The 18,791-nt window shown below is 69.9% G+C and carries 16 protein-coding genes; 9 read left to right on the top strand and 7 right to left on the bottom strand.

The window, feature by feature from the left end; translation table 11 throughout:
- Positions 1-175 precede the first annotated feature (175 nt).
- Positions 176-3,499: an AAA family ATPase gene (locus ABWV53_RS17690; protein WP_353367449.1), complete on the bottom strand. Its 3,324-nt coding sequence runs from the start codon at positions 3,497-3,499 to the stop codon at positions 176-178.
- Between the two features lie 271 nt (positions 3,500-3,770).
- Between ABWV53_RS17690 and ABWV53_RS17685 the strand changes: the two genes are divergently transcribed.
- Both ABWV53_RS17685 and ABWV53_RS17680 read left to right on the top strand, forming a co-directional pair.
- A complete protein-coding gene (locus tag ABWV53_RS17685) occupies positions 3,771-4,214 on the top strand; it encodes an Hsp20/alpha crystallin family protein (RefSeq protein WP_353367448.1) in 444 nt (147 codons plus the stop codon).
- Positions 4,215-4,268: 54 nt separating this feature from the next.
- The gene (locus ABWV53_RS17680; protein WP_353367447.1) at positions 4,269-4,688 is read left to right on the top strand and encodes an Hsp20/alpha crystallin family protein; all 420 of its coding nucleotides are present in this window, start codon (positions 4,269-4,271) and stop codon (positions 4,686-4,688) included.
- Positions 4,689-5,082: 394 nt separating this feature from the next.
- Here ABWV53_RS17680 and ABWV53_RS17675 read toward each other — a convergent pair whose 3' ends face one another.
- The 4 genes from ABWV53_RS17675 to ABWV53_RS17660 all read right to left on the bottom strand — a co-directional run bounded on the left by ABWV53_RS17675 (position 5,083) and on the right by ABWV53_RS17660 (position 8,541).
- Entirely contained in the window at positions 5,083-5,820 is a 738-nt protein-coding gene (locus ABWV53_RS17675) for an SDR family oxidoreductase (RefSeq protein ID WP_353367446.1), read from the bottom strand.
- Positions 5,817-6,794 carry a Bug family tripartite tricarboxylate transporter substrate binding protein gene (locus ABWV53_RS17670; protein WP_353367445.1) on the bottom strand — a complete coding sequence of 326 codons (978 nt, stop codon included), beginning with the start codon at positions 6,792-6,794 and terminating at the stop codon, positions 5,817-5,819. The genes ABWV53_RS17675 and ABWV53_RS17670 overlap by 4 nt, the downstream gene beginning before the upstream one ends.
- A gap of 125 nt (positions 6,795-6,919) precedes the next feature.
- A complete protein-coding gene (locus ABWV53_RS17665) occupies positions 6,920-7,681 on the bottom strand; it encodes an SDR family NAD(P)-dependent oxidoreductase (RefSeq protein WP_353367444.1) in 762 nt (253 codons plus the stop codon).
- Between the two features lie 14 nt (positions 7,682-7,695).
- On the bottom strand, positions 7,696-8,541 hold the full coding sequence (locus ABWV53_RS17660; protein WP_353367443.1) for an ureidoglycolate lyase: 846 nt from the start codon (positions 8,539-8,541) through the stop codon (positions 7,696-7,698).
- 93 nt (positions 8,542-8,634) lie between these two features.
- Between ABWV53_RS17660 and ABWV53_RS17655 the strand changes: the two genes are divergently transcribed.
- Complete coding sequence (locus ABWV53_RS17655) at positions 8,635-9,582, top strand: LysR family transcriptional regulator (protein WP_353367442.1); 948 nt, start codon at positions 8,635-8,637, stop codon at positions 9,580-9,582.
- 3 nt (positions 9,583-9,585) lie between these two features.
- On the opposite strand, the gene ABWV53_RS17650 is transcribed toward ABWV53_RS17655, so the two are convergent.
- Positions 9,586-10,551, bottom strand: coding sequence for a LysR substrate-binding domain-containing protein (locus ABWV53_RS17650; RefSeq protein WP_353367441.1), 966 nt, complete (start codon positions 10,549-10,551; stop codon positions 9,586-9,588).
- Between the two features lie 118 nt (positions 10,552-10,669).
- On the opposite strand from ABWV53_RS17650, the gene ABWV53_RS17645 reads away from it, so the two are divergent.
- The 5 genes from ABWV53_RS17645 to ABWV53_RS17625 all read left to right on the top strand — a co-directional run bounded on the left by ABWV53_RS17645 (position 10,670) and on the right by ABWV53_RS17625 (position 16,857).
- Entirely contained in the window at positions 10,670-11,686 is a 1,017-nt protein-coding gene (locus tag ABWV53_RS17645) for a TRAP transporter substrate-binding protein (RefSeq protein WP_353367440.1), read from the top strand.
- A gap of 154 nt (positions 11,687-11,840) precedes the next feature.
- Complete coding sequence (locus ABWV53_RS17640; RefSeq protein ID WP_353367439.1) at positions 11,841-13,622, top strand: IlvD/Edd family dehydratase; 1,782 nt, start codon at positions 11,841-11,843, stop codon at positions 13,620-13,622.
- A gap of 51 nt (positions 13,623-13,673) precedes the next feature.
- Complete coding sequence (locus tag ABWV53_RS17635; RefSeq protein WP_353367438.1) at positions 13,674-14,873, top strand: fumarylacetoacetate hydrolase family protein; 1,200 nt, start codon at positions 13,674-13,676, stop codon at positions 14,871-14,873.
- 79 nt (positions 14,874-14,952) lie between these two features.
- Positions 14,953-15,558: a TRAP transporter small permease gene (locus tag ABWV53_RS17630; protein WP_353367437.1), complete on the top strand. Its 606-nt coding sequence runs from the start codon at positions 14,953-14,955 to the stop codon at positions 15,556-15,558.
- Between the two features lie 18 nt (positions 15,559-15,576).
- Positions 15,577-16,857, top strand: coding sequence for a TRAP transporter large permease subunit (locus tag ABWV53_RS17625; RefSeq protein WP_353367436.1), 1,281 nt, complete (start codon positions 15,577-15,579; stop codon positions 16,855-16,857).
- A gap of 106 nt (positions 16,858-16,963) precedes the next feature.
- Here the strand turns inward: ABWV53_RS17625 and ABWV53_RS17620 are convergent, their stop codons facing one another.
- Entirely contained in the window at positions 16,964-17,686 is a 723-nt protein-coding gene (locus ABWV53_RS17620) for a pirin family protein (protein WP_353367435.1), read from the bottom strand.
- A 178-nt stretch (positions 17,687-17,864) separates the two neighbouring features.
- On the opposite strand from ABWV53_RS17620, the gene ABWV53_RS17615 reads away from it, so the two are divergent.
- Positions 17,865-18,776: a LysR family transcriptional regulator gene (locus ABWV53_RS17615; protein WP_353367434.1), complete on the top strand. Its 912-nt coding sequence runs from the start codon at positions 17,865-17,867 to the stop codon at positions 18,774-18,776.
- Positions 18,777-18,791: the final 15 nt, after the last annotated feature.

The raw sequence follows: 18,791 nt of genomic DNA, 5'->3' as shown, positions 1-18,791 counted from the left end.
AGGTCAGCGCATGCTACGAGCGCACCGTTAGCAGACCGTTAGAAACATTTCAAGTCGTAACTTGTAGGCGAAAAACCTGTTTTACGGTAGGCAACGTTTGTTGTTATTTGGGCGGATACCAGATGGCGGGCCGCCGCCGGCCCGCTACCGGCCGGCCGCCCTCCCGCGCACCGGTTCACATCGCGCCGAACCGTTGGAGCGACGCCGCCCACTGGGCGATCCACCCGTGGGCGCCGGCCTTGCGGGCGAAGGCCACCGCCTCCAGCGCGGCATGGGTGGCCTCCTGCGGCCGGCCTAGCAGGTCCAGCGATTCGGCCCGGATGCGCCAGATGTCCATGCAGCAGTACTGGTGTTCGCTCAGGTGCGCGGTGGCGAGCGCCTGCTCCGCCAGCGCCAGTGCGGCTTCGGGTTGCCCGCTGGCCGCCAGCACCGAGATGGCGAACCAGGCCTCGGTGGTGGCGGCGGCGCGGTAGCCGATCTGCAGCGCCGTCATGCCCGAGAGCACCGCCTGCACATCGACCGGCACGCCGGCATGCACCCGCGCCAGCACCACCAGCATGTGGGCCAGGCCCAGCCAGAACTGCAGCCCCTCGGCCTCGGCCACGACCCAGGCGCTCTCGGCGGCGGGCACCATGCGCTCCTTGTCGCGCGCGCACCACACGATGAGCGACTGGAAGCAGCGCACGATGCACAGGTCCTGCCGCGCCGCCGACTGCTGGGCGGCGGCCAGCGCCTGGGTAAGGACCTCCTTCGACCGGGCCTGGTCGCCGGTGAACCACAGCAGCCAGGCCAGTTGCGCGCCGGAGAACACGGCCAGGTCGCAGGTGAGGTGGGCCATGCGCTCGCGCAGGTCCAGCATGCGGCCCAGGCGCAGGTTGGTTTCGAACCAGTGGGTGGCCTCCTGCAGCCGGCCCAGCCAGAACAGGGTGTTGCCCTGCGCCCAGGCGGCGGCGAAGTGCTGCGCCGGACTGCGGGCCATGGCCTGCAGCCGGCGCGCGTGGTCCAGCCCATGGGTGTAGCCCTGCGAGCTGGACCCGAGGTACGCCAGCATCTGCATGTCGAACAGCAGCTCGGGCGCGAGCGAAGGCGGCAGGGGCATGCGGCCCAATTCCTGCACCACCGCGTGCGCCTGGTCGGAGCCGTAGCCGTAGCGCGCGACTAGGCAGCGGCCATGGACGATGCGCGCCTCGATGCCGGCCGCCCCGGGAAAATAGCCCAGCGCCGCCAGCCGGGCGCAGCTGTCGCAGGCGGCGGCCATGTCGTCTTCGCCCACCGCCTGCCGCACCGCCTGCCACCATGCGGCGGCGGCGGCGGCCGGCTCGCCCGCCTGCTCCAGCAGGCCGGCCGCCCGGGCATGCAGGCCCTGCTGCGAGGCCCGGCCCGCAGCCTGGTGGGCGTGGCGCTGCAATTGCGCGGGCAGCGTGGCCGAGAGGACGTATTCGCGCAGCCGGGCATGGAAGAAGGCCGCATGGCCCAGCCCGCGCGAGACGATCATGCCGGCGCGCAGGCCCTGCTCGAAGGCGGCCGTGGCCTGCGCCTCGCCCACCACGTCGGCCAGGTCGTCGCGCGAGAACAGCATGCCCAGCACGGCCGCAACCTCCATGCCCTCGCGCAAAGGCCCCAGTTGGTTGAGCATGGCCTGGCAGAACTCGTTGAAATGGCTGGAACCGTCGGCATGGACCGAGCCGGCCAGCAGATAGAGCGGCAGCCCGCGCGCGCTGGCCACCCGGCCCCGCAGGGCCTCCGGCGTGAGCGATGGGCCGTCGGGCAGGCTTTGCAGCACGCGGCGGGCGGCCTCGTCGTCCAGCGGCCCGAGCACGATGTCCCGCAACCCCGGCAAGGCCAGCGGCTGGGGCTCGTCGAGCCGCCGGTTCAGCAGCCAGCGCAGCCCGGGCTGCAGGTCGGCCAGGGCCTGCAGCAGTTCCGCCGAGGCCGGGTCGATCCACTGCACGTCGTCCACCACGATCAACAGGGGCGCCGGGCCCACGCCGCCCAGCAGCCGCCCCAGCCCGTCCACCAGCTCGGCGCGCTGGCGCCGGCTGACGTTGCGCGTCGCGAGAAAGGCGCGCAGGGCCTGCCGGGCCGCAGCCGGCATGTCGCCGGACAGGGCATCGCCGCCGCCCTCGCCCCGGCCCGACAGCATGCCCGCCACCAGGTCGTGCAATGCGCGCCAGGAGGTGGCCGCACCTTCGGGCAGCGCCGCGAGCCACACCACGCTGCCACGGGCCTGCCAGCGGCGGGCGCATTCCCACACGGTGCGGGTCTTGCCGATGCCGGGCTCGCCGACCAGGCAGACGGCCTGGGCACCGCCGCCGCCCGCCGGCGCCTGCAAGGTCTCCATCAGCGCATCGACGAGCGGCTCGCGGCCGAAGAAGCTGTGGCCGGCGAAGTCGCCCCCGGGCGGCAGGGCCGATCCGCGCTCGTCCAGGCGGCCGCCCAGCAGGGTGAATTCACGCGCCCAGCCCCGGAACCGCTGCTGACCCATCGGCACGCAGCCGAAGCTGGCGGCCACGTCGGCCATGCTCTCGTCGCACACGATCTCGCCGGGTTCGGCGCGCTGGGCCAGCCGTTCGGCCAGGCGCACCCGCCAGCCCACGGCGCGGCAGGTGGGCCAGCGCTCGACCAGCACCCAGCCGTGGGTGGCGCCGGCGCTCAGGGCCTGCCCGGCGGGCATGGTGGCGGCCAGGGCGGCGGCGCAGCGCAGGGCCTGCCAGCGCTGGCCGGTATGCCGGCTGTCCAGTCCGAAGCCGAGCGTGCAGCCCGCGTCGTCCACCGACAGCACCACGCCGTGAAAGCGCCGCGCCTCCGCCTCGAAGGAGGCCTGCAGGGCGGCCAGTTCGGGCGCCCGGGGATGGCGGTCGCGCGCATCCAGGTACGGCAGGTGGACGTAGAGCAGCGTGATCGCGGCCATCTCGGCGGCGGGCTCGCCGCCCTGTGGCGCACCGGAAGGGCCGGTGGCCGCGCCGCCGGCAGCCCCACCGGGGCCGCCCGGGCCGCCCGGGCCGCCGCGCACGCCGTCCATGCGGCGGTGCTGCGCGGCCAGCCAGCTCTGGAACTCCTCCGACATGCCTTCGTCGGCGCCCGCCAGCCAGTGGCCGGGGTCGGCCTGCAACGCCGTCTCCCAGGCGGGCGGCCAGGAGGCGCCGGTGGGCGCGGAGGTCAGCAGCTGCCAATCGGTGAGCAGGGTGTCGCCCGGAGCGAAGGCGATCCAGTCGCGCTCCACCCGGATCGCGTCGGGCAGGGCCAGCTTGCGCCACTGGGCCTGCAGGTCGGCCAGCACCACGCGCAGATTGGCGCGCCCCGCCTGCAGGTCGAGATCGGGCCAGAGCAGCTGCGCCAGCAGCTCCCGCCGCACCTCGCGCTTGGGCTGGCTGACCAGGTACCCCAGCAGTGCCGCCGTCTTGCGGTACTTGAAGTGCAGGGGCCGCACCTCCTCCGCCCCGCGCACGGTGTGTTGGCCCGACAGGACGATCAGGAGCTTTTCGGCAGGAGGGTTCACAAAAAAGGTCGGAATGTGACGCGGAGCGCGGATTTTGCATTGGTTCACATTTGCGCCACGCAGGGTTTCTATCGCGCGGGGCCCGCCGAAAGCGACTTTCCACGCACGCCGCCACCGACGCGTGGCGCGCTTCGTCGCGCTTTGCCGCGCATCGCCACCCATACCTCTTGAAAACAATGCAATCGCGACCAATTCACCATGCGAGGGCGCTGCGCCATGTCCCGGCGCCCCACGACCGTCATCGTCCATCTGTCTTCAAGGAGGTTTCGCCATGTACCGATCCCTGTTTCCCCGCGACGTTTTCGCCGAGATGGATCGCCTGCAACGCGAGATGCAGCAGGCCCTCGATCTGTCTCCCACCATCCGCGGCGTCGCCCGCAACGGCTTTCCGGCCATCAACGTGGGCGGCACGCCCCAGACCGTGGAGATCTACGTGTTCGCGCCGGGTGTGGACCCGGCCACGCTCGAGGTGCAGCTCGAACGCGGGCTGCTGACGATCGCCGGCGAGCGCAAGAGCGCGCTGGCGGACGCGGAGGCCGATGCCAAGGTGACGGCCCACATCCACGAGCGCTTCGACGGTCGGTTCCGCCGCGTGCTGACGCTGCCCGACGACGCCGACCCGGAAGCCGTGGAGGCTCGGCTGCGCGATGGCGTGCTGCACATCACCGTGCAGCGCCGCGCCTCGGCCCAGCCCCGGCGCATCGCCATCCACTGAACGCCCGCCCCGGGAATCACCACGACACCCCATCGCCAGAGAAAGGAAACGACCATGCGCAACGACGTACAGACGACTTCTCGCTCCCCTGCCACCACCCGCCAGTCCGGCACGCCAGCGGCCGACCAGCCGCGCTACGGCGACGCCTCGCTGACGCCGCCGGTGGACGTGCTGGAAGATGCGGGCGGCATCACGCTCTATGCCGACCTGCCCGGCGTGAGCCGCGAGCAGCTGAACCTGCAGGTCGAATCGGACACCCTGACCATCGAGGCCGAGTCGAACCTGTCGGTGCCGGCAGGATTGACCTCGAGCCACACCGAGGTGGGCCTGGCGCGCTTTCGCCGCGTGTTCACCCTCAGCAAGGAGCTGGACACCGAGCGCGTGTCGGCCGAGCTGGCCCAGGGCGTGCTGAAGCTGCGCATTCCGAAAGCCCGGCATGCCCAGCCCCGGCGCATCGAGGTCCAGGTGGCTTGATGCTATTTATTTGATAGCTATACGCGCTTGATCCACGGGCGCCAGCGCCCGTTTTGACCTCAAACCACGGAAGCTCTGCACGAATCGAGCGGCAAGTGGGCGCTGCGGATCGGGAGGGGCTGCAAGGCGCAAACCGCAGCTTTCAGCGCGGCTATGGCGAGAATTTGCAACGCCGCAGACTGCCCGAGCCCGCAGATGCACAAGGCGCGGTGATTCGTGCAGAGGTTCCCTAGGGAAGCTCTCCACGAATCGAGCGGCAAGTGGGCGCTGCGGATCGGGAGGGGCTGCAAGGCGCAAACCGCAGCCATAGCGGGGCTATGGCGAGGATTGGCAACGCCGCAGACTGCCCGAGTCCGCAGATGCACACGGCGCGGTGATTCGTGCAGAGGCTCCCCTAGAGGGTGATGCCGCCGTCGATGGCGTAGTTCTGGCCGGTGACGAAGGACGACTCGTCGCTGGCCAGGAACACCACCAGCGGCGCGATCTCCTCGGCCGTCGCCAGCCGGCCCATGGGCTGGCGGGCCACGAAGGCGCGGCGGGCGTTCTCGGCATCGCCCGTGGCGGCGATGCGGTCCGCCAGCGAGGGCGTGTCCACCGTGCCGGGCGACACGCAGTTGCAGCGCACGCCCGCGCCCACGAAGTCCGCCGCCACCGACTTGGTGAGCCCGATCACCGCCGCCTTGCTGGCGCCATAGACGCAGCGCCCCGGCAGCCCCTTGAGCGAGCTGGCCACGCTGGCCATGTTCACGATGCTGCCGCCGCCGGCGCCCACCATGCGGGGCAGCACGGCGCGCATCGTCCAGAACTGCGAGCGCACGTTCAGGTCCATGGCCAGCGACCAGTCGTCGTCGCTCGCCTGCAGCACCGTGCCGGCGTGCACCACGCCCGCGCAGTTGAACAGCACGTCGATGCGCTCCAGCCCGGCGAAGAACGCGTCAATGGCCGCCCGGTCGAGCACGTCCAGCTCCGAGGTGCGGATGCCATCGGTGCCCGCCAGCGACGCCAGCAGGTCGGCCCGGATGTCGGTGGCCCAGACCTGCGCGCCCTCGCGGGCCATGGCCAGCGCGGTCGCCCGGCCGATGCCCTGGCCCGCCGCGGTGACGACCGCGGTCTTGCCCGCGAGCCGCTTCATTTCTGCAGCCCCAGCCGGGGCACGAGTTCGGCGTAGAAGGCGCGGTCCTTGTCGATCTGCTGCTGGAAGGCGGCCGCATCGGCGTACGCCCAGCCGAGGTTGGCCTTGGCGAGCACCTCGCGGAACGCGGCGTCGTCGGCCGTTTTGGCGGCGACGGTGCCGAGCGTGGCCACCACGTCCGGCGGCGTGGCCTTCGGCACGGCCAGGCCGCGCCACACGCCGATGGACAGGTCGACGCCGCGCTCCTTGAGCGTGGGCACCTTCTCGAACACCCCGCCCACGCGCTGGTCCGCCATCACGGCCAGGGTGCGCATCTTGCCGGCGGCGACGTGCTGCGCCACCTCGCCAGGGCTCACGGCGAGGGCGTCCACATGGCCGCCCAGCAGCGCCACCGCCGCCGGCGCCGCGCCTAGGAAGGGCACGTGGTTCACCGGCAGCGAGAGCTTCTCGGAGAACGCGGCCGCCGCCATGTGCCAGATGGAGCCCACGCCCGCGTTGGCGATGGACAGCGGCTCCTTGCGCTTGCGGGCATCGGCGATGAATTCCTCGATGGTCTGCCAGGGTGCATCGGCCCGCACCGTGATGGCCGACGGGTCGGCGTTGAGCCGGGCGACGGGCCGCAGGTCGGCCGCCGTGTACTTGGTGATGCCCAGGTTCGGGATGATCGTCAGCTCGCAGATCACGATGCCGATCTTGTAGCCGTCGGGCTTGGCGTTGATGAGCTCTGCCGTGCCGATGGCGCCGCTGGCGCCGGGCTTGTTGACCACGATCATCGGCTGCTGGGGCAGGTACTTCTTGCCCACTTCGGCGAAGGCGCGCCCGACGATGTCGGTGCCGCCGCCCGCCGCCACCGGCACGATCAGCTCGATGGGCTTGCTGGGGTAGTCGCTGGCCCGCGCCAGGGCGGCCGTGCCGCCGAGGGCGACGGCGCAGGCCGAGGCGATCACCTGGCGCCTGTTCAGATGGGAATGCATGGTGCTTGTCTCCTTTGCTCTGTTGTGTGTTGTGTTGTGTTGTGTTGTCTCGATCGATGCGCCGTGGCCGGCCCGGCCATCGTTCAGGCCCGGGCGGCGCCTGGCGCGCCGCCGGTGCAGGGGCGTCAGTAGGTCGCCCGGCCGCCGGAGAGGTCGAACACCGCGCCGGTGGTGAACGAGTTCTCCTCCGACACCAGCCAGGCCACCATGGCCGCCACCTCCTCCACCTCGACGAAGCGCGCGCGCGGGATCTTCGAGAGCATGTAGTCGATGTGCTGCTGCGACATCTGCTCGAAGATCCGCGTGCGCGCCGCCGCCGGGGTGATGGCGTTCACCGCGACGTTGCGGGCCGCCGTTTCCTTGCCCAGGCTCTTGGTAAGCGCGATCACGCCCGCCTTGGAGGCGCTGTAGGCCGAGGCATTGGGGTTGCCTTCCTTGCCGGCGATGGAGGCGATGTTGACCACCCGCCCGTAGTCGCGCGCCACCATGCCGGGCACCACCGCCTTGTTGACGTGGAAGGCGCCGTCGAGGTTGATCGACAGCACCCGGCGCCACTCATCGAGCGGATAGTCGCCGAGCGGCAGGTTGGCGCCCGCGATGCCGGCGCTGTGCACCAGCATGGCGATGGGCCCCGAGAGGCTCTCGGTGCGGGCGACGGCGGCTTCGACCTGCGCGAAGTCGGTGACGTCCACCGTCACGCCGGTCAGCGCGCCGGCGGCGCCCACGCCGGCCAGGGCCTGCTGCGCGGCGGCGATGGCCTCGGCGTCGCGGTCCCACAGGCACACCCTGGCATGGCCCGCCAGCAGGCGGCGGGCGATGGCGAAGCCGATGCCCTGGGCACCGCCCGTCACGACCGCGGTGCGGCCGTCGTAGTCGTACTGGATCATGGCAGTGGCCCCTGTCAGGCAGCGACGGTCTTCTGGCACTGCTCGCCCAGCCCGGCGATCCCCAGCCGCATGGTCTGGCCGGGGCGCAGATACACCGGCTGCGGCTTGGTGCCCATGCCCACGCCGGGTGGCGTGCCGGTGGAGATCACGTCGCCGGGCTGCAGCGTCATGAAGCGGCTGAGGTAGGCGACCAGCTGCGGCACGTTGAAGATCATGGTGCGCGTGTTGCCGTTCTGGTAGATGCGGCCATCGACCTCCAGCCACATGTCGAGCGCATGCGGGTCGGGCACTTCGTCGGCCGTCACCAGCCAGGGGCCGGTGGGGCCAAAGGTGTCGCAGCCCTTGCCCTTGTCCCAGGAGCCGCCGCGCTCCAGCTGGTAGTTGCGCTCGGAGACGTCGTTGATGACGCAGTAGCCGGCCACATGCTTCAGGGCGTCGGCCTCTTGCACGTAGCTCGCGGCCGTGCCGATCACCACGCCGAGTTCCACCTCCCAGTCGGTCTTCTCCGAGCCGCGCGGAATCTTCACGTCGTCGTTCGGGCCGACCACGGCGGAGGTCCACTTGTTGAAGACGATGGGCTCGGCCGGGATCGGCATGTTGGACTCGGCCGCGTGGTCGGCGTAGTTGAGGCCGATGCAGACGAACTTGCCGATGCGGCCCACGCAGGCGCCGATGCGGGGGGTGCCGGGCACGGCCGGCAGCGTGGCCGGGTCGATGGCGCGCAGCCGGTCGAGCGCATCGGGGCCGATCGCATCGCCGTCGATGTCGCGCACATGGGCGGACAGGTCGCGGATCACGCCCTGGGCGTCGAGCAGTCCGGGTTTTTCCTGGCCCGGGGGGCCGAAACGTAGCAACTTCATCGAATGTGTCTCCTTGAGCGGCGAATTCTGGAGCGGCCCCGGTTTGCTGCATAGTGAAAGCTTCGCATGGGGTGATAGCCCCGAGGAATCACCGTGATACCCAGCCTTTCCTCGATCACGTCGCGCCTGCGGTTTCGGCAGCTGAGCCTGCTGGTGGCGCTGGAGGAATGCGGCAGCCTGCACCGCGCGGCCGAGCGGCTGGGCATGACCCAGCCGGGCCTGACCAAGGCGCTGCGCGAGATCGAATCGACCTTCGGCGCCGAGCTCTTCGTGCGCACCCAGCAGGGCGTGCGGCCCAACGAGCTGGGCCTGTGCCTCATTCGCCATGCACGGCTGATGGATGCCGACCTGGAGCATCTGCGCGAGGAAATGAACGGCGTGCTGCGCGGCTCCGGCGGCCGGGTGGCGGTGGGCGCCATCACCGGCGCGCTGCATTCGGTGCTGGTCGCGGCGGTGTCGGAGCTGCGGCGCACGCAGCCCGCGCTGTCCATCGAGATCCGCGAGAGCACCAGCCTGGAGCTGCTCAACGCCATCAACGAGGGCCGGCTCGACGTGGCCGTGGGCCGCACCACCGTGTCGAGCAACGTGGAGCAGTTCGATTACGAAGAGCTGATGGACGAGGCGGTGGCGGTGGCCGTGGGCACCCGCCATGCGCTGGCGAAGGCGCGGCGCGTCACGCTCGCCCAGCTGGCGCGCTGCCGCTGGGTCTTCTACCCCGGCAACATGCCGCTGCGCAAACTGCTGGAGCGCGAATTCCGCGAGGCCGGGCTGGAGCTGCCGCCCTACCCCATCGAGACGTCTTCGTCGCTCGCGACCATGCTGATGCTCAAGGAAGACCCGCACCTGGTGGCGCTGATGTCGTCGGCGACGATGGAGTTCTGCGAAGAGCACGGCATCGCCCGCCGGCTGCCGCTGGCCATCGGCTCGCGCCACGAGCCCTTCGGCATCGTCACCCGGCGCGGCGCGCGCCTGACGCCGGCGGCGGCGATGCTGGTGCAGTGCCTGCGGCGCGCGGCCGGCCAGCCCCAGCCGGCGGGCTGATGCTCACCGCTGCCGCGGCGTGGCTTCCACGCGGCCTTGCGCCACGTCGCGCAGCACCGCCATGAAGGCCTGCGCGGCCGGCGTGGGCGTCTCGCCCAGGCGCACGAGCATGCCGTAGTCGGGCATGGCCCGGGGCACGTCCACCTGGATGGACGACAGCAGCCCCTTGGCCACGTACCGCTCGGCCAGGGCGCTGGGCTGCAGCGAGAGCATGTCGGTGATGCGCAGCGATTCCAGCGCGAAGAGGAACGACTGGGTTTCCATCACGCCCGAGGTCGGCGTCATGCCGATGGCGCGGAAGATGTCGTCCGACACCTTGCGCAGCGCGGTCGATTCCGGATAGAGCAGCCAGGGCCAGTGCGCCAGGCGCCCCGCCTCCAGCCCCTGGATGCCGCGCAGCGGATGGTGCGGCCCGCCCACCACCTGCAGCGTCTCGCCCGAAAGGCGCTCGTACTGGAAATGCGCCTGCTGCGCCTCGTCGGTGAAGCGGCCGATCATCAGGTCGATCTTGCGCTCGCCCAGCCAGGCGATGAGCTGGTCGCTGCTCTGCTCGCGCACTTTCAGCACCAGCAGCGGCCGGCGCCGCTGCATCTCGGCGATGGCGGTGGTGAGCAGGCGCGCGGCCGAGCCGGAGATGGCGCCGATCGACAGCTGGCCGTGCCCGCCCTGCTTGAGCGCGTTGAACTCGTCCACGAAGCGCGACTGCCCCGCCAGGGCGGACGCGGCGTAGCCCAGCGCGAACAGGCCCAGCTCGGTGGGCCGCATCTCGCGCGGCAGGCGCTCGAAGAGGCGCGCGTCGAAGATCTCCTCCAGGTCCAGCAGGATCTTGGTGGCCGCCGGCTGGGTGACGTGCATCTGCTCGGCCGTCACCCGCAGGTTGCGCGTGCGCCCGAGGATGTCCAGGAACTGAAGGTGCCGCGAGCGCAGGCGGCTGCAGGCGGTGGCGATGGATAAGGGTTTGCCCTGCATTTTTGGGGGACCGATAACGGTTTGGAATGCCCGGCGGAAAAACACTGATTGGACGCTGCCGGCGCAGCCCCCTAGTCTGCACCTTTAGCCGTTCCCAAAAACACACAGGAGACAAGCCATGACTTTCCGCACCGCATTCAAGACCCTGGCCCTGACCGCCTCGCTGGCTGCCATGCTGGCCGCACCGGCCATCGCGCAGGTCCGCGAACACACCTTCAAGATCGGCACCGGCATCACCGACGACCACCCTCAGGCCCAGGCGTCGCGCCACTTCGGCGAGGTGCTGGCGGCCAAAAGCGGCGGCAAGATGCGCGCCAAGCTGTTCGCCAACGGCACGCTGGGCAACGACGTGACCATGATCTCGGCGCTGCGCGGCGGCACGCTGGAGATGACGGTGCCCGACAGCTCCACGCTGGTCTCGGTGGTCAAGGACTTCGGCGTGCTGAACCTGCCGCTCACCTTCAACAACAGCGAAGAGGCCGACGCCGTGCTGGACAGCCCCTTCGGCCAGAAGCTGCTGGCCAAGCTGCCCGAGAAGGGCCTGGTCGGCCTGGGCTACTGGGAGAACGGCTTCCGCCAGACCACCAATTCGCGCCGCCCCATCAACAAGGCGGAGGACTTCGCCGGGCTGAAGCTGCGGGTGATCCAGAACCAGCTCTTCATCGACAGCTTCAACGCCCTGGGCGCCAACGCCACGCCCATGCCTTTCACCGAACTCTATTCGGCGATGGAGCAAAAGGCGGTGGACGGCCAGGAGAACCCCGCGGCGACCATCCTCACCAGCAAGTTCTACGAAGTGCAGAAGAACCTGGTGCTGTCGCGCCACATCTACAGCACCTGGGTGTTCCTCATGTCGAAGAAGGCGTGGGACGGCCTCTCCGCCGAAGAACAGAAGATCGTGCAGGAAGCCGCGAAGGAAGCCACGGCGTTCGAGCGCAAGGCCATCCGCGCACTGGAAGCCAAGGCGCTGGGCGAGCTGAAGAAGCTGGGCATGCAGGTGACCGAGCTGTCCGCAGCGGACCAGGCCAAGCTGCGCGACAAGCTGCAGCCGGTGGTCGCCAAGTACAGCAAGGAATTCGGCGAGGACACCACCCGCGAAATGATGGCCGAGCTGGAGAAGGCCCGCCGCAAGTAAGCGGCCAGGCAGGGCCGGTCCGCGCACCGGCCCATGCCCATTCCGAACGGTTGCCGTCGGCCCCGCCAGAACGGCTTCCGTGGCCTGCGCCCGAACGGCTCTGACGAGACCCGTGGGCTTGGGGCCATTCGCCTCCCTTCTTCCAAAGAACGACATGACCTCACCCGAAGGCCGCCGCTTCCGCTCGCGCGACTGGTTCGCCGACCCCGCCCGTTCCGACATGACCGCGCTCTATCTCGAGCGCTTCATGAACTACGGGCTCACGCCCGAAGAACTGCGCTCGGGCCGGCCGATCATCGGCATCGCGCAGACCGGCAGCGACCTGTCACCCTGCAATCGCATCCACGTCGAGCTGGCGCGCCGGGTGCGCGAGGGCATCCGCGACGCGGGCGGCATTCCGCTGGAATTCCCCGTCCACCCGATCTTCGAGAACTGCCGGCGTCCTTCCGCCGCGCTGGACCGCAACCTGGCCTACCTGGGCCTGGTCGAGATCCTCTACGGCTATCCCATCGACGCGGTGGTGCTGACGACTGGCTGCGACAAGACCACGCCGGCCGGCATCATGGCCGCCTCCACCGTGGACATTCCCGCCATCGTGCTGTCGGGCGGTCCGATGCTCGACGGCTGGCATGAAGGCGAACTGGTTGGCTCGGGCACCGTGATCTGGCGCAGCCGCCGCATGCTGGCGGCGGGCGAGATCGACGAAGAAGAATTTTTGCAGCGCGCCTGCGACAGCGCGCCTTCGGCCGGCCACTGCAACACCATGGGCACGGCCTCCACCATGAATGCGGTGGCCGAGGCGCTGGGCCTGTCACTGCCGGGCTGCGCCGCCATCCCCGCGCCCTACCGCGAGCGCGGCCAGATGGCCTATGCCACCGGCCGGCGCATCGTGGAGATGGCGCATGAAGACCTGCGCCCCTCGCGCGTGCTGACCCGCGAGAGCTTTCTCAACGCGCTGGCGGTGGTCAGCTGCGCGGGTGGCTCCAGCAATGCGCAGGTGCACATCCAGGCGATGGCGCGCCATGCCGGCGTGGAGCTGCACCCACGCGACTGGACGGACCATGCCTACGACCTGCCGCTGCTTGTGAACATGCAGCCCGCCGGCAAGTACCTGGGCGAGAGGTTCTTCCGCGCCGGCGGCGTGCCGGCGGTGATGTGGGAGCTGCTGCAGGCCGGCCGGCTGCACGGCGATTGCGCCAGCGTCACGGGCCGCAGCATCGCCGAGAACCTGCAGGGCCGCGAGGCCAGGGACCGCGAGGTGATCCGGCCCTTCGCCGAGCCGCTGATGGAGAACGCCGGCTTCCTGGTGCTCTCGGGCAACCTGTTCGATTTCGGGATCATGAAGACCTCGGTGATCTCCGAGGCCTTCCGTGCGCGCTACCTGTGCCAGCCGGGCAACGAGGGCGTGTTCACGGCCCGGGCCATCGTCTTCGACGGCGCCGAGGACTATCACACCCGCATCAACGACCCCGCGCTCGGCATCGACGAGGACTGCATCCTGGTGATGCGCGGCGCCGGCCCGCTGGGCTGGCCCGGCTCGGCCGAGGTGGTCAACATGCAGCCGCCGGACGCGCTGATCCAGCGCGGCATCCGCGCCCTGCCCACGCTGGGCGACGGCCGGCAGTCGGGCACGGCCGACAGCCCCTCGATCCTGAACGCCTCGCCCGAGAGCGCGGCGGGCGGCGGCCTGGGCTGGCTGCAGACAGGCGACCTGATCCTGATCGACCTGAAACAGGGCCGGTGCAACGCGCTGGTCCCCGAAGAGGAAATCGCCCGCCGGCGCCGCGAGATGCCGCCGCCGCCCGTGCCCGCCAGCCGATCGCCCTGGGAGGCGCTCTACCGCGAGAAGACCGGCCAGCTGGCGGACGGCGCCACGCTGGACTTCGCGCTGCAGTTCCGCCGCATCGCCGAACAGACGCCCCGCCACAACCACTGAGCGCCGGGCCGCCCCTTAGCCCCGCGCCTTCCCATTTCGAGGACGAGAAGCATGAAGAACGACAACGACGGCGACAAGAACGCCGGCCTGCTGCCCGACGACGGCGTGGCCGGCACGCTGGTGGCCCGCGTCTGGACGAGCGGCCCGCAGGGCGGCCCGGCGGTGGTGGCGCTGCGCGAAGGCGGCGTGTTTGACATCAGCCGCGCCTATCCCACCATGAGCACTTTGCTCGATGCCGCCGCGCCAGCCGACGCGGCGCGCCAGGCGACTGGCGAGCGCCTGTGTTCGGTGGCCGATCTGCTGGCCAACAGCCGGCTCGGCGACCGCGATGCCGGGCGGCCCTGGCTGCTGGCGCCCTGCGACCTGCAGGTGGTGAAGGCCGCCGGCGTGACCTTCGCGGCCAGCATGGTCGAGCGGGTGATCGAGGAGCAGGCGCGCGGCGACGCATCGCGCGCGCAGGCACTGCGCGGCAAGGTGCAGGCGCTGATCGGCGACAACCTGGCGGCCATCCGCCCCGGCTCAGAACAGGCGATGGCGCTGAAAGCGCTGCTGCAGCAGCAGGGGCTCTGGTCGCAGTACCTGGAAGTGGGCATCGGCCCCGACGCCGAGGTATTCACCAAGGCGCCGGTGCTGTCGTCCGTCGGCACGGGCCAGGAGATCGGCATTCGCGCCGATTCGGCCTGGAACAATCCGGAGCCCGAAGTGGTGCTGGCCGTGAACGGGCGCGGAGAGATCGTGGGCGCCACGCTGGGCAACGACGTCAACCTGCGCGACATCGAGGGCCGCAGCGCGCTGCTGCTGGGCAAGGCCAAGGACAACAACGCCTCCTGCGCCATCGGCCCGTTCATCCGGCTCTTCGACGCCAGCTTCAGCATGGACGACGTGCGCCGTGAGACGGTGCACCTGGTCGTGCGCGGCACCGATGGCTTCACCATGCGCGGCATCAACACCATGTCCAGCATCAGCCGCGACCCGGCGGACATCGTCGCGCAGACCCTGGCCGCGCACCAGTACCCGGACGGCTTCATGCTGTTTCTGGGCACGCTCTTCGCGCCCATCGAGGACCGGGGCGAACCCGGGGCCGGCTTCACCCACCGACTGGGCGACGAGGTCACCATCCGCAGCGCCCGGCTGGGTGCCCTCTGCAACCGCGTCACACACAGCGAGACCGCGCCGCCCTGGCGCTTCGGCCTGCGGGCCTTCATCGGCAACCTGGCCGCGCGCGGCCTGCTGGGCGGGCGGCCGCTCTGACCCTGGGGGCGCGCCGCCCCACCCCACCCATAAACCACAACAACACACAGACGACGCAGGTCGATCAGGAGACAGAACCATGGAACGGTGGATGAATCGCTATTGCCGGATGCTGGACTTCCTCATGGCCAGTGCGCTGGCGGTGATGGTGGCGATGGTGTTCGGCAACGTCGTGCTGCGCTACGCCTTCAACACCGGCATCACCGTGTCGGAAGAGGTGTCGCGGTGGCTCTTCGTGTGGCTTACCTTCCTGGGCGCCATCGTGGCCATGAAGAACCACGGCCACCTGGGCGTGGACATGCTGGTCGGCCGGCTGCCCGACGGGGCCAAGAAGGCCTGCGTGGTCGTCGGCCAGGTGCTGATGCTGTGGGTGTGCTGGCTGATCTTCTCGGGCAGCTGGACGCAGACCCGGCTGAACATGGACGTGACCGCGCCCACCACCGGCTGGTCGATGGGGTACTTCTACTTCGTGGGCGTGGTGTTCGCCGTGTCGGCGGCGGTGTTTCTGCTCTATGACCTGTGGCGGGTGCTGAGCGGCCAGCTGCGTGGCGACGAACTGGTGATGGTCACCGATTCGGAAGAGACCGCGGAGTTCGACGCCCTGCAGGCGCGCCTGGCCGAAGAAGACCGGCTGGCGGCGCAGGCCGGCGCGCCGGCCCCCGGCACCCCCCACACGCCCCGCTGAGAGGAAGAGAGCCGCACCATGACCATCGCCGTCTTCCTCGTTTCCCTGCTGGGCGCCATGGCGATCGGCATTCCGATCGCCTTTTCGCTGCTGCTGTGCGGTGTCGCGCTGATGTGGCACCTCGACATGTTCGACGCGCAGATCCTGGCGCAGAACCTGATCAACGGTGCCGACAGCTTTCCGCTGCTGGCCGTGCCCTTCTTCATGCTGGCCGGCGAGATCATGAACACCGGGGGGCTGTCCAAGCGCATCGTGGACCTGGCGCTCACGCTCGTCGGGCACGTGCGCGGCGGGCTGGGCTATGTCGCCATCGTCGCGGCCTGCGTGCTGTCGGCGCTGTCGGGCTCGGCGGTGGCGGATGCGGCGGCGCTGTCGGCCCTGCTGATCCCGATGATGGTGGCCGCAGGCCACGACAAGGCGCGGTCCGGCGGCCTGATCGCCGCGGCCGGCGTGATCGGCCCGATCATCCCGCCTTCGATCGGCTTCGTGATCTTCGGCGTGGCGGCCAACCTGTCGATCAGCAAGCTCTTTCTGGCGGGCATCTTCCCCGGCATCCTGATCGCCGGAGCGCTCTGGGCCACCTGGTGGTGGCTGGTGCGCAAGGAACAGATCGTGCCGCCGCCGCGCCGCTCCCGCGGCGAGGTCTGGGCCGCCCTGCGCCACGCCGGCTGGGCGCTGATGCTGCCGCTCATCATCCTGGTGGGCCTGCGCTTCGGCGTCTTCACGCCCACGGAGGCGGCCGTGGTGGCGGCGGTGTATTCGCTCTTCGTGGCCGTGGTCATCTACCGCGAGCTCAAGCCCTCGCAGATCTACGGCGTGTTCGTGACCGCCGCGCGCACCACCGGCGTGGTGATGTTCCTGGTGGCCGCCGCGCTGGTGTCGGCCTGGCTCATCACCGTGGCCGACCTGCCCGGCAAGGTGGTGACGCTGCTGGAGCCCTTCATCGGCAGCCCCATGCTGCTGATGGTGATGATCATGCTGCTGGTGATCGTGGTCGGCACCGCGATGGACATGACGCCCACCATCCTGATCCTGACGCCGGTGCTGATGCCGGTGGTGAAGGCGGCCGGCATCGACCCGATCTACTTCGGCGTGCTGTTCATCATCAACAACTCCATCGGCCTGGTGACGCCGCCGGTGGGCACGGTGCTCAACGTGGTGGCCGGCGTGGCGCGCATCCGCATGGACGACGTGATCCGCGGCGTATGGCCCTTCATGCTGGCCGAGTTCGCGATGATGTTCCTGATGGTGGCCTTCCCGGCGCTGGTGATCTGGCCGGCGCGGCTGCTGTACGGCTGAGATCGCAAGAAGAAGAAGAAGAAATAAGAAGGGCCTGCACGTGCTAGTCGCAGCACGGCAGGCCCTTCGTCATGGGCAGGCCCGAGCCCGCCGCGGCGGCTGCGCATCACGGCATGGTGGGCAGCTCGTTCGGGCGCAGGTCGAACACCAGCACCTCGGCGTCCTGCCCGTTGGCAAAGCGCAGCGGCCCCGCGTTGCGCACGCGAGCGCCATCGCCCGCGTCCAGCCGCTCGCCGTTCACCTCCACGCTGCCCCGGGCCACATGCACGTACACGTGGCGGTTGGGCCCTACCGCCAGGTCGGCGGCTTCGTCACCGTCGAACAGGCCGGCGTAGACCCGCGCGTCCTGTCGCACCGCCAGCGCGCCGTCGGCTCCCTCTGGCGAGATGATCTGGCGCAGGCGGCCGCGCTTGTCGGCTTCGCTGAAATGCACCTGCTGGTAGCGTGGCGCCGCGCCCCGCTGGTTCGGCACGATCCAGATCTGCAGGAAGTGCACTTCGTGGTCGGCCGAATGGTTGAATTCACTGTGCTGCACGCCGCTGCCGGCACTCATCATCTGCACGTCGCCCGGCACGATCACCGAGCCGGTGCCCATCGAGTCCTTGTGCTCCAGCGCGCCCTGCAGCACGTACGAAAAGATCTCCATGTCGCGGTGAGCATGCGTGCCGAAGCCCCGCGACGGCGCCACGCGGTCGTCGTTGATCACCAGCAGATCGGAAAAGCCCTGCTGCTCCGCATCGCGGTAGTGGCCAAAGGAAAACGTGTGGCGCGACTGCAGCCAGCCGTGGTTGGCGTTGCCACGGTGTTGGGCCTTGCGGATGTCGAGCATGGTTTCGTCCTTTCTTCATCGATGGAATTCACACTGCTTGTAGAGCCGCTTCGTGGCTTGGTGCTGCTATGCAGTGCTGCGATGGAACAAGTATCTGCTTTTGCGCCCCACGCCAAACTGAAGGTTTTCGGCTCGCATCATCGATAATCTCGATCATCCGATTTGCTGCCGTGAAGCCATGCTGAAACTGACCCTGGAAGCCATCGAACTGGTGGACGCCATCGCCCGGCACGGCTCCTTCGCGGGGGCTTCCGAACAGTTGCACAAGGTGCCGTCCACCATTTCCTACGCCGTGAGCAAGCTGGAAGAGCAACTGGGCCTGGCCCTGTTCACGCGCCACGGCCCGCGCGTGGCACTGACCCCCGCCGGGCAGGAAATGATCCGCGAGGGCCGCTGGCTGCTGGCCGCAGCGCGCCAGCTGGAATCGCGCATGCGGCAGGTGGCCACCGGCTTCGAATCGGAGTTGCGGCTGACGCACGACTCGCTGATACCGACCGAGGCCTTCAACGACGACATCTGCGCGTTCGAAGACCTGCAATGCGGCACCCGCCTGCGCATCGCCAGCGAAGCCATGACCGGCACCTGGGAAGCCCTGCGCGAAGGCCGCGCCGACGTCATCGTGGCCGCAGGCGAAGGCCCGGCCGGTGGCGGCTACAAGGCCGTGCCCGTCGGTACCCTGAGCTTTGCCTTCTGCGTCGCCGCCACCCACCCGCTGGCCCGGCTGCAACGCCCCTTGACCCGCGCCGACTTGCTGGAACATACGGCGGTGGTGGTGGGGGATGGCGCCCGGTCGCTGACCGACCGCACCGTGGGCCTGCTGGCAGGCCAGCGCCGCATCACGGTGCCGACCATGCAGGCAAAGATAGCCGCGCAAGTTGCCGGGCTGGGGCACGGGTTCGTGCCGCGCGTGTGCGTGCGGGCGGCGCTGGAGAAGGGTGTGCTGGTGGAGGTGCCGGTGGAGGAGCCGCGAGCGGATGAGACCTTCTGGCTGGCGTGGCGGCCGGAGCATCGGGGGGAGGCGCTCAAGTGGTGGTGTGAGCGGCTGGGGAGGCAATTACTGCCGAGCATCCTGTCAGCAGCGGTCCGGTGATCGGACGCCTTTGCG

Origin of the sequence: Acidovorax sp. FG27 (genome assembly GCF_040365715.1) — a bacterium.
Lineage (GTDB): Bacteria > Pseudomonadota > Gammaproteobacteria > Burkholderiales > Burkholderiaceae_C > Paracidovorax.
This window is presented reverse-complemented; position numbering and strand designations above follow the sequence as displayed.

Excerpts from the sequence above, each read along its gene's own strand:
- ABWV53_RS17685 (WP_353367448.1), top strand. The coding sequence starts at position 3,771 with ATGTACCGATCCCTGTTTCCCCGCGACGTTTTCGCCGAGATGGATCGC.
- ABWV53_RS17680 (WP_353367447.1), top strand. The coding sequence starts at position 4,269 with ATGCGCAACGACGTACAGACGACTTCTCGCTCCCCTGCCACCACCCGC.
- ABWV53_RS17675 (WP_353367446.1), bottom strand. The coding sequence starts at position 5,820 with ATGAAGCGGCTCGCGGGCAAGACCGCGGTCGTCACCGCGGCGGGCCAG.
- ABWV53_RS17670 (WP_353367445.1), bottom strand. The coding sequence starts at position 6,794 with ATGCATTCCCATCTGAACAGGCGCCAGGTGATCGCCTCGGCCTGCGCC.
- ABWV53_RS17665 (WP_353367444.1), bottom strand. The coding sequence starts at position 7,681 with ATGATCCAGTACGACTACGACGGCCGCACCGCGGTCGTGACGGGCGGT.
- ABWV53_RS17660 (WP_353367443.1), bottom strand. The coding sequence starts at position 8,541 with ATGAAGTTGCTACGTTTCGGCCCCCCGGGCCAGGAAAAACCCGGACTG.
- ABWV53_RS17650 (WP_353367441.1), bottom strand. The coding sequence starts at position 10,551 with ATGCAGGGCAAACCCTTATCCATCGCCACCGCCTGCAGCCGCCTGCGC.
- ABWV53_RS17645 (WP_353367440.1), top strand. The coding sequence starts at position 10,670 with ATGACTTTCCGCACCGCATTCAAGACCCTGGCCCTGACCGCCTCGCTG.
- ABWV53_RS17640 (WP_353367439.1), top strand. The coding sequence starts at position 11,841 with ATGACCTCACCCGAAGGCCGCCGCTTCCGCTCGCGCGACTGGTTCGCC.
- ABWV53_RS17635 (WP_353367438.1), top strand. The coding sequence starts at position 13,674 with ATGAAGAACGACAACGACGGCGACAAGAACGCCGGCCTGCTGCCCGAC.
- ABWV53_RS17630 (WP_353367437.1), top strand. The coding sequence starts at position 14,953 with ATGGAACGGTGGATGAATCGCTATTGCCGGATGCTGGACTTCCTCATG.
- ABWV53_RS17625 (WP_353367436.1), top strand. The coding sequence starts at position 15,577 with ATGACCATCGCCGTCTTCCTCGTTTCCCTGCTGGGCGCCATGGCGATC.
- ABWV53_RS17620 (WP_353367435.1), bottom strand. The coding sequence starts at position 17,686 with ATGCTCGACATCCGCAAGGCCCAACACCGTGGCAACGCCAACCACGGC.
- ABWV53_RS17615 (WP_353367434.1), top strand. The coding sequence starts at position 17,865 with ATGCTGAAACTGACCCTGGAAGCCATCGAACTGGTGGACGCCATCGCC.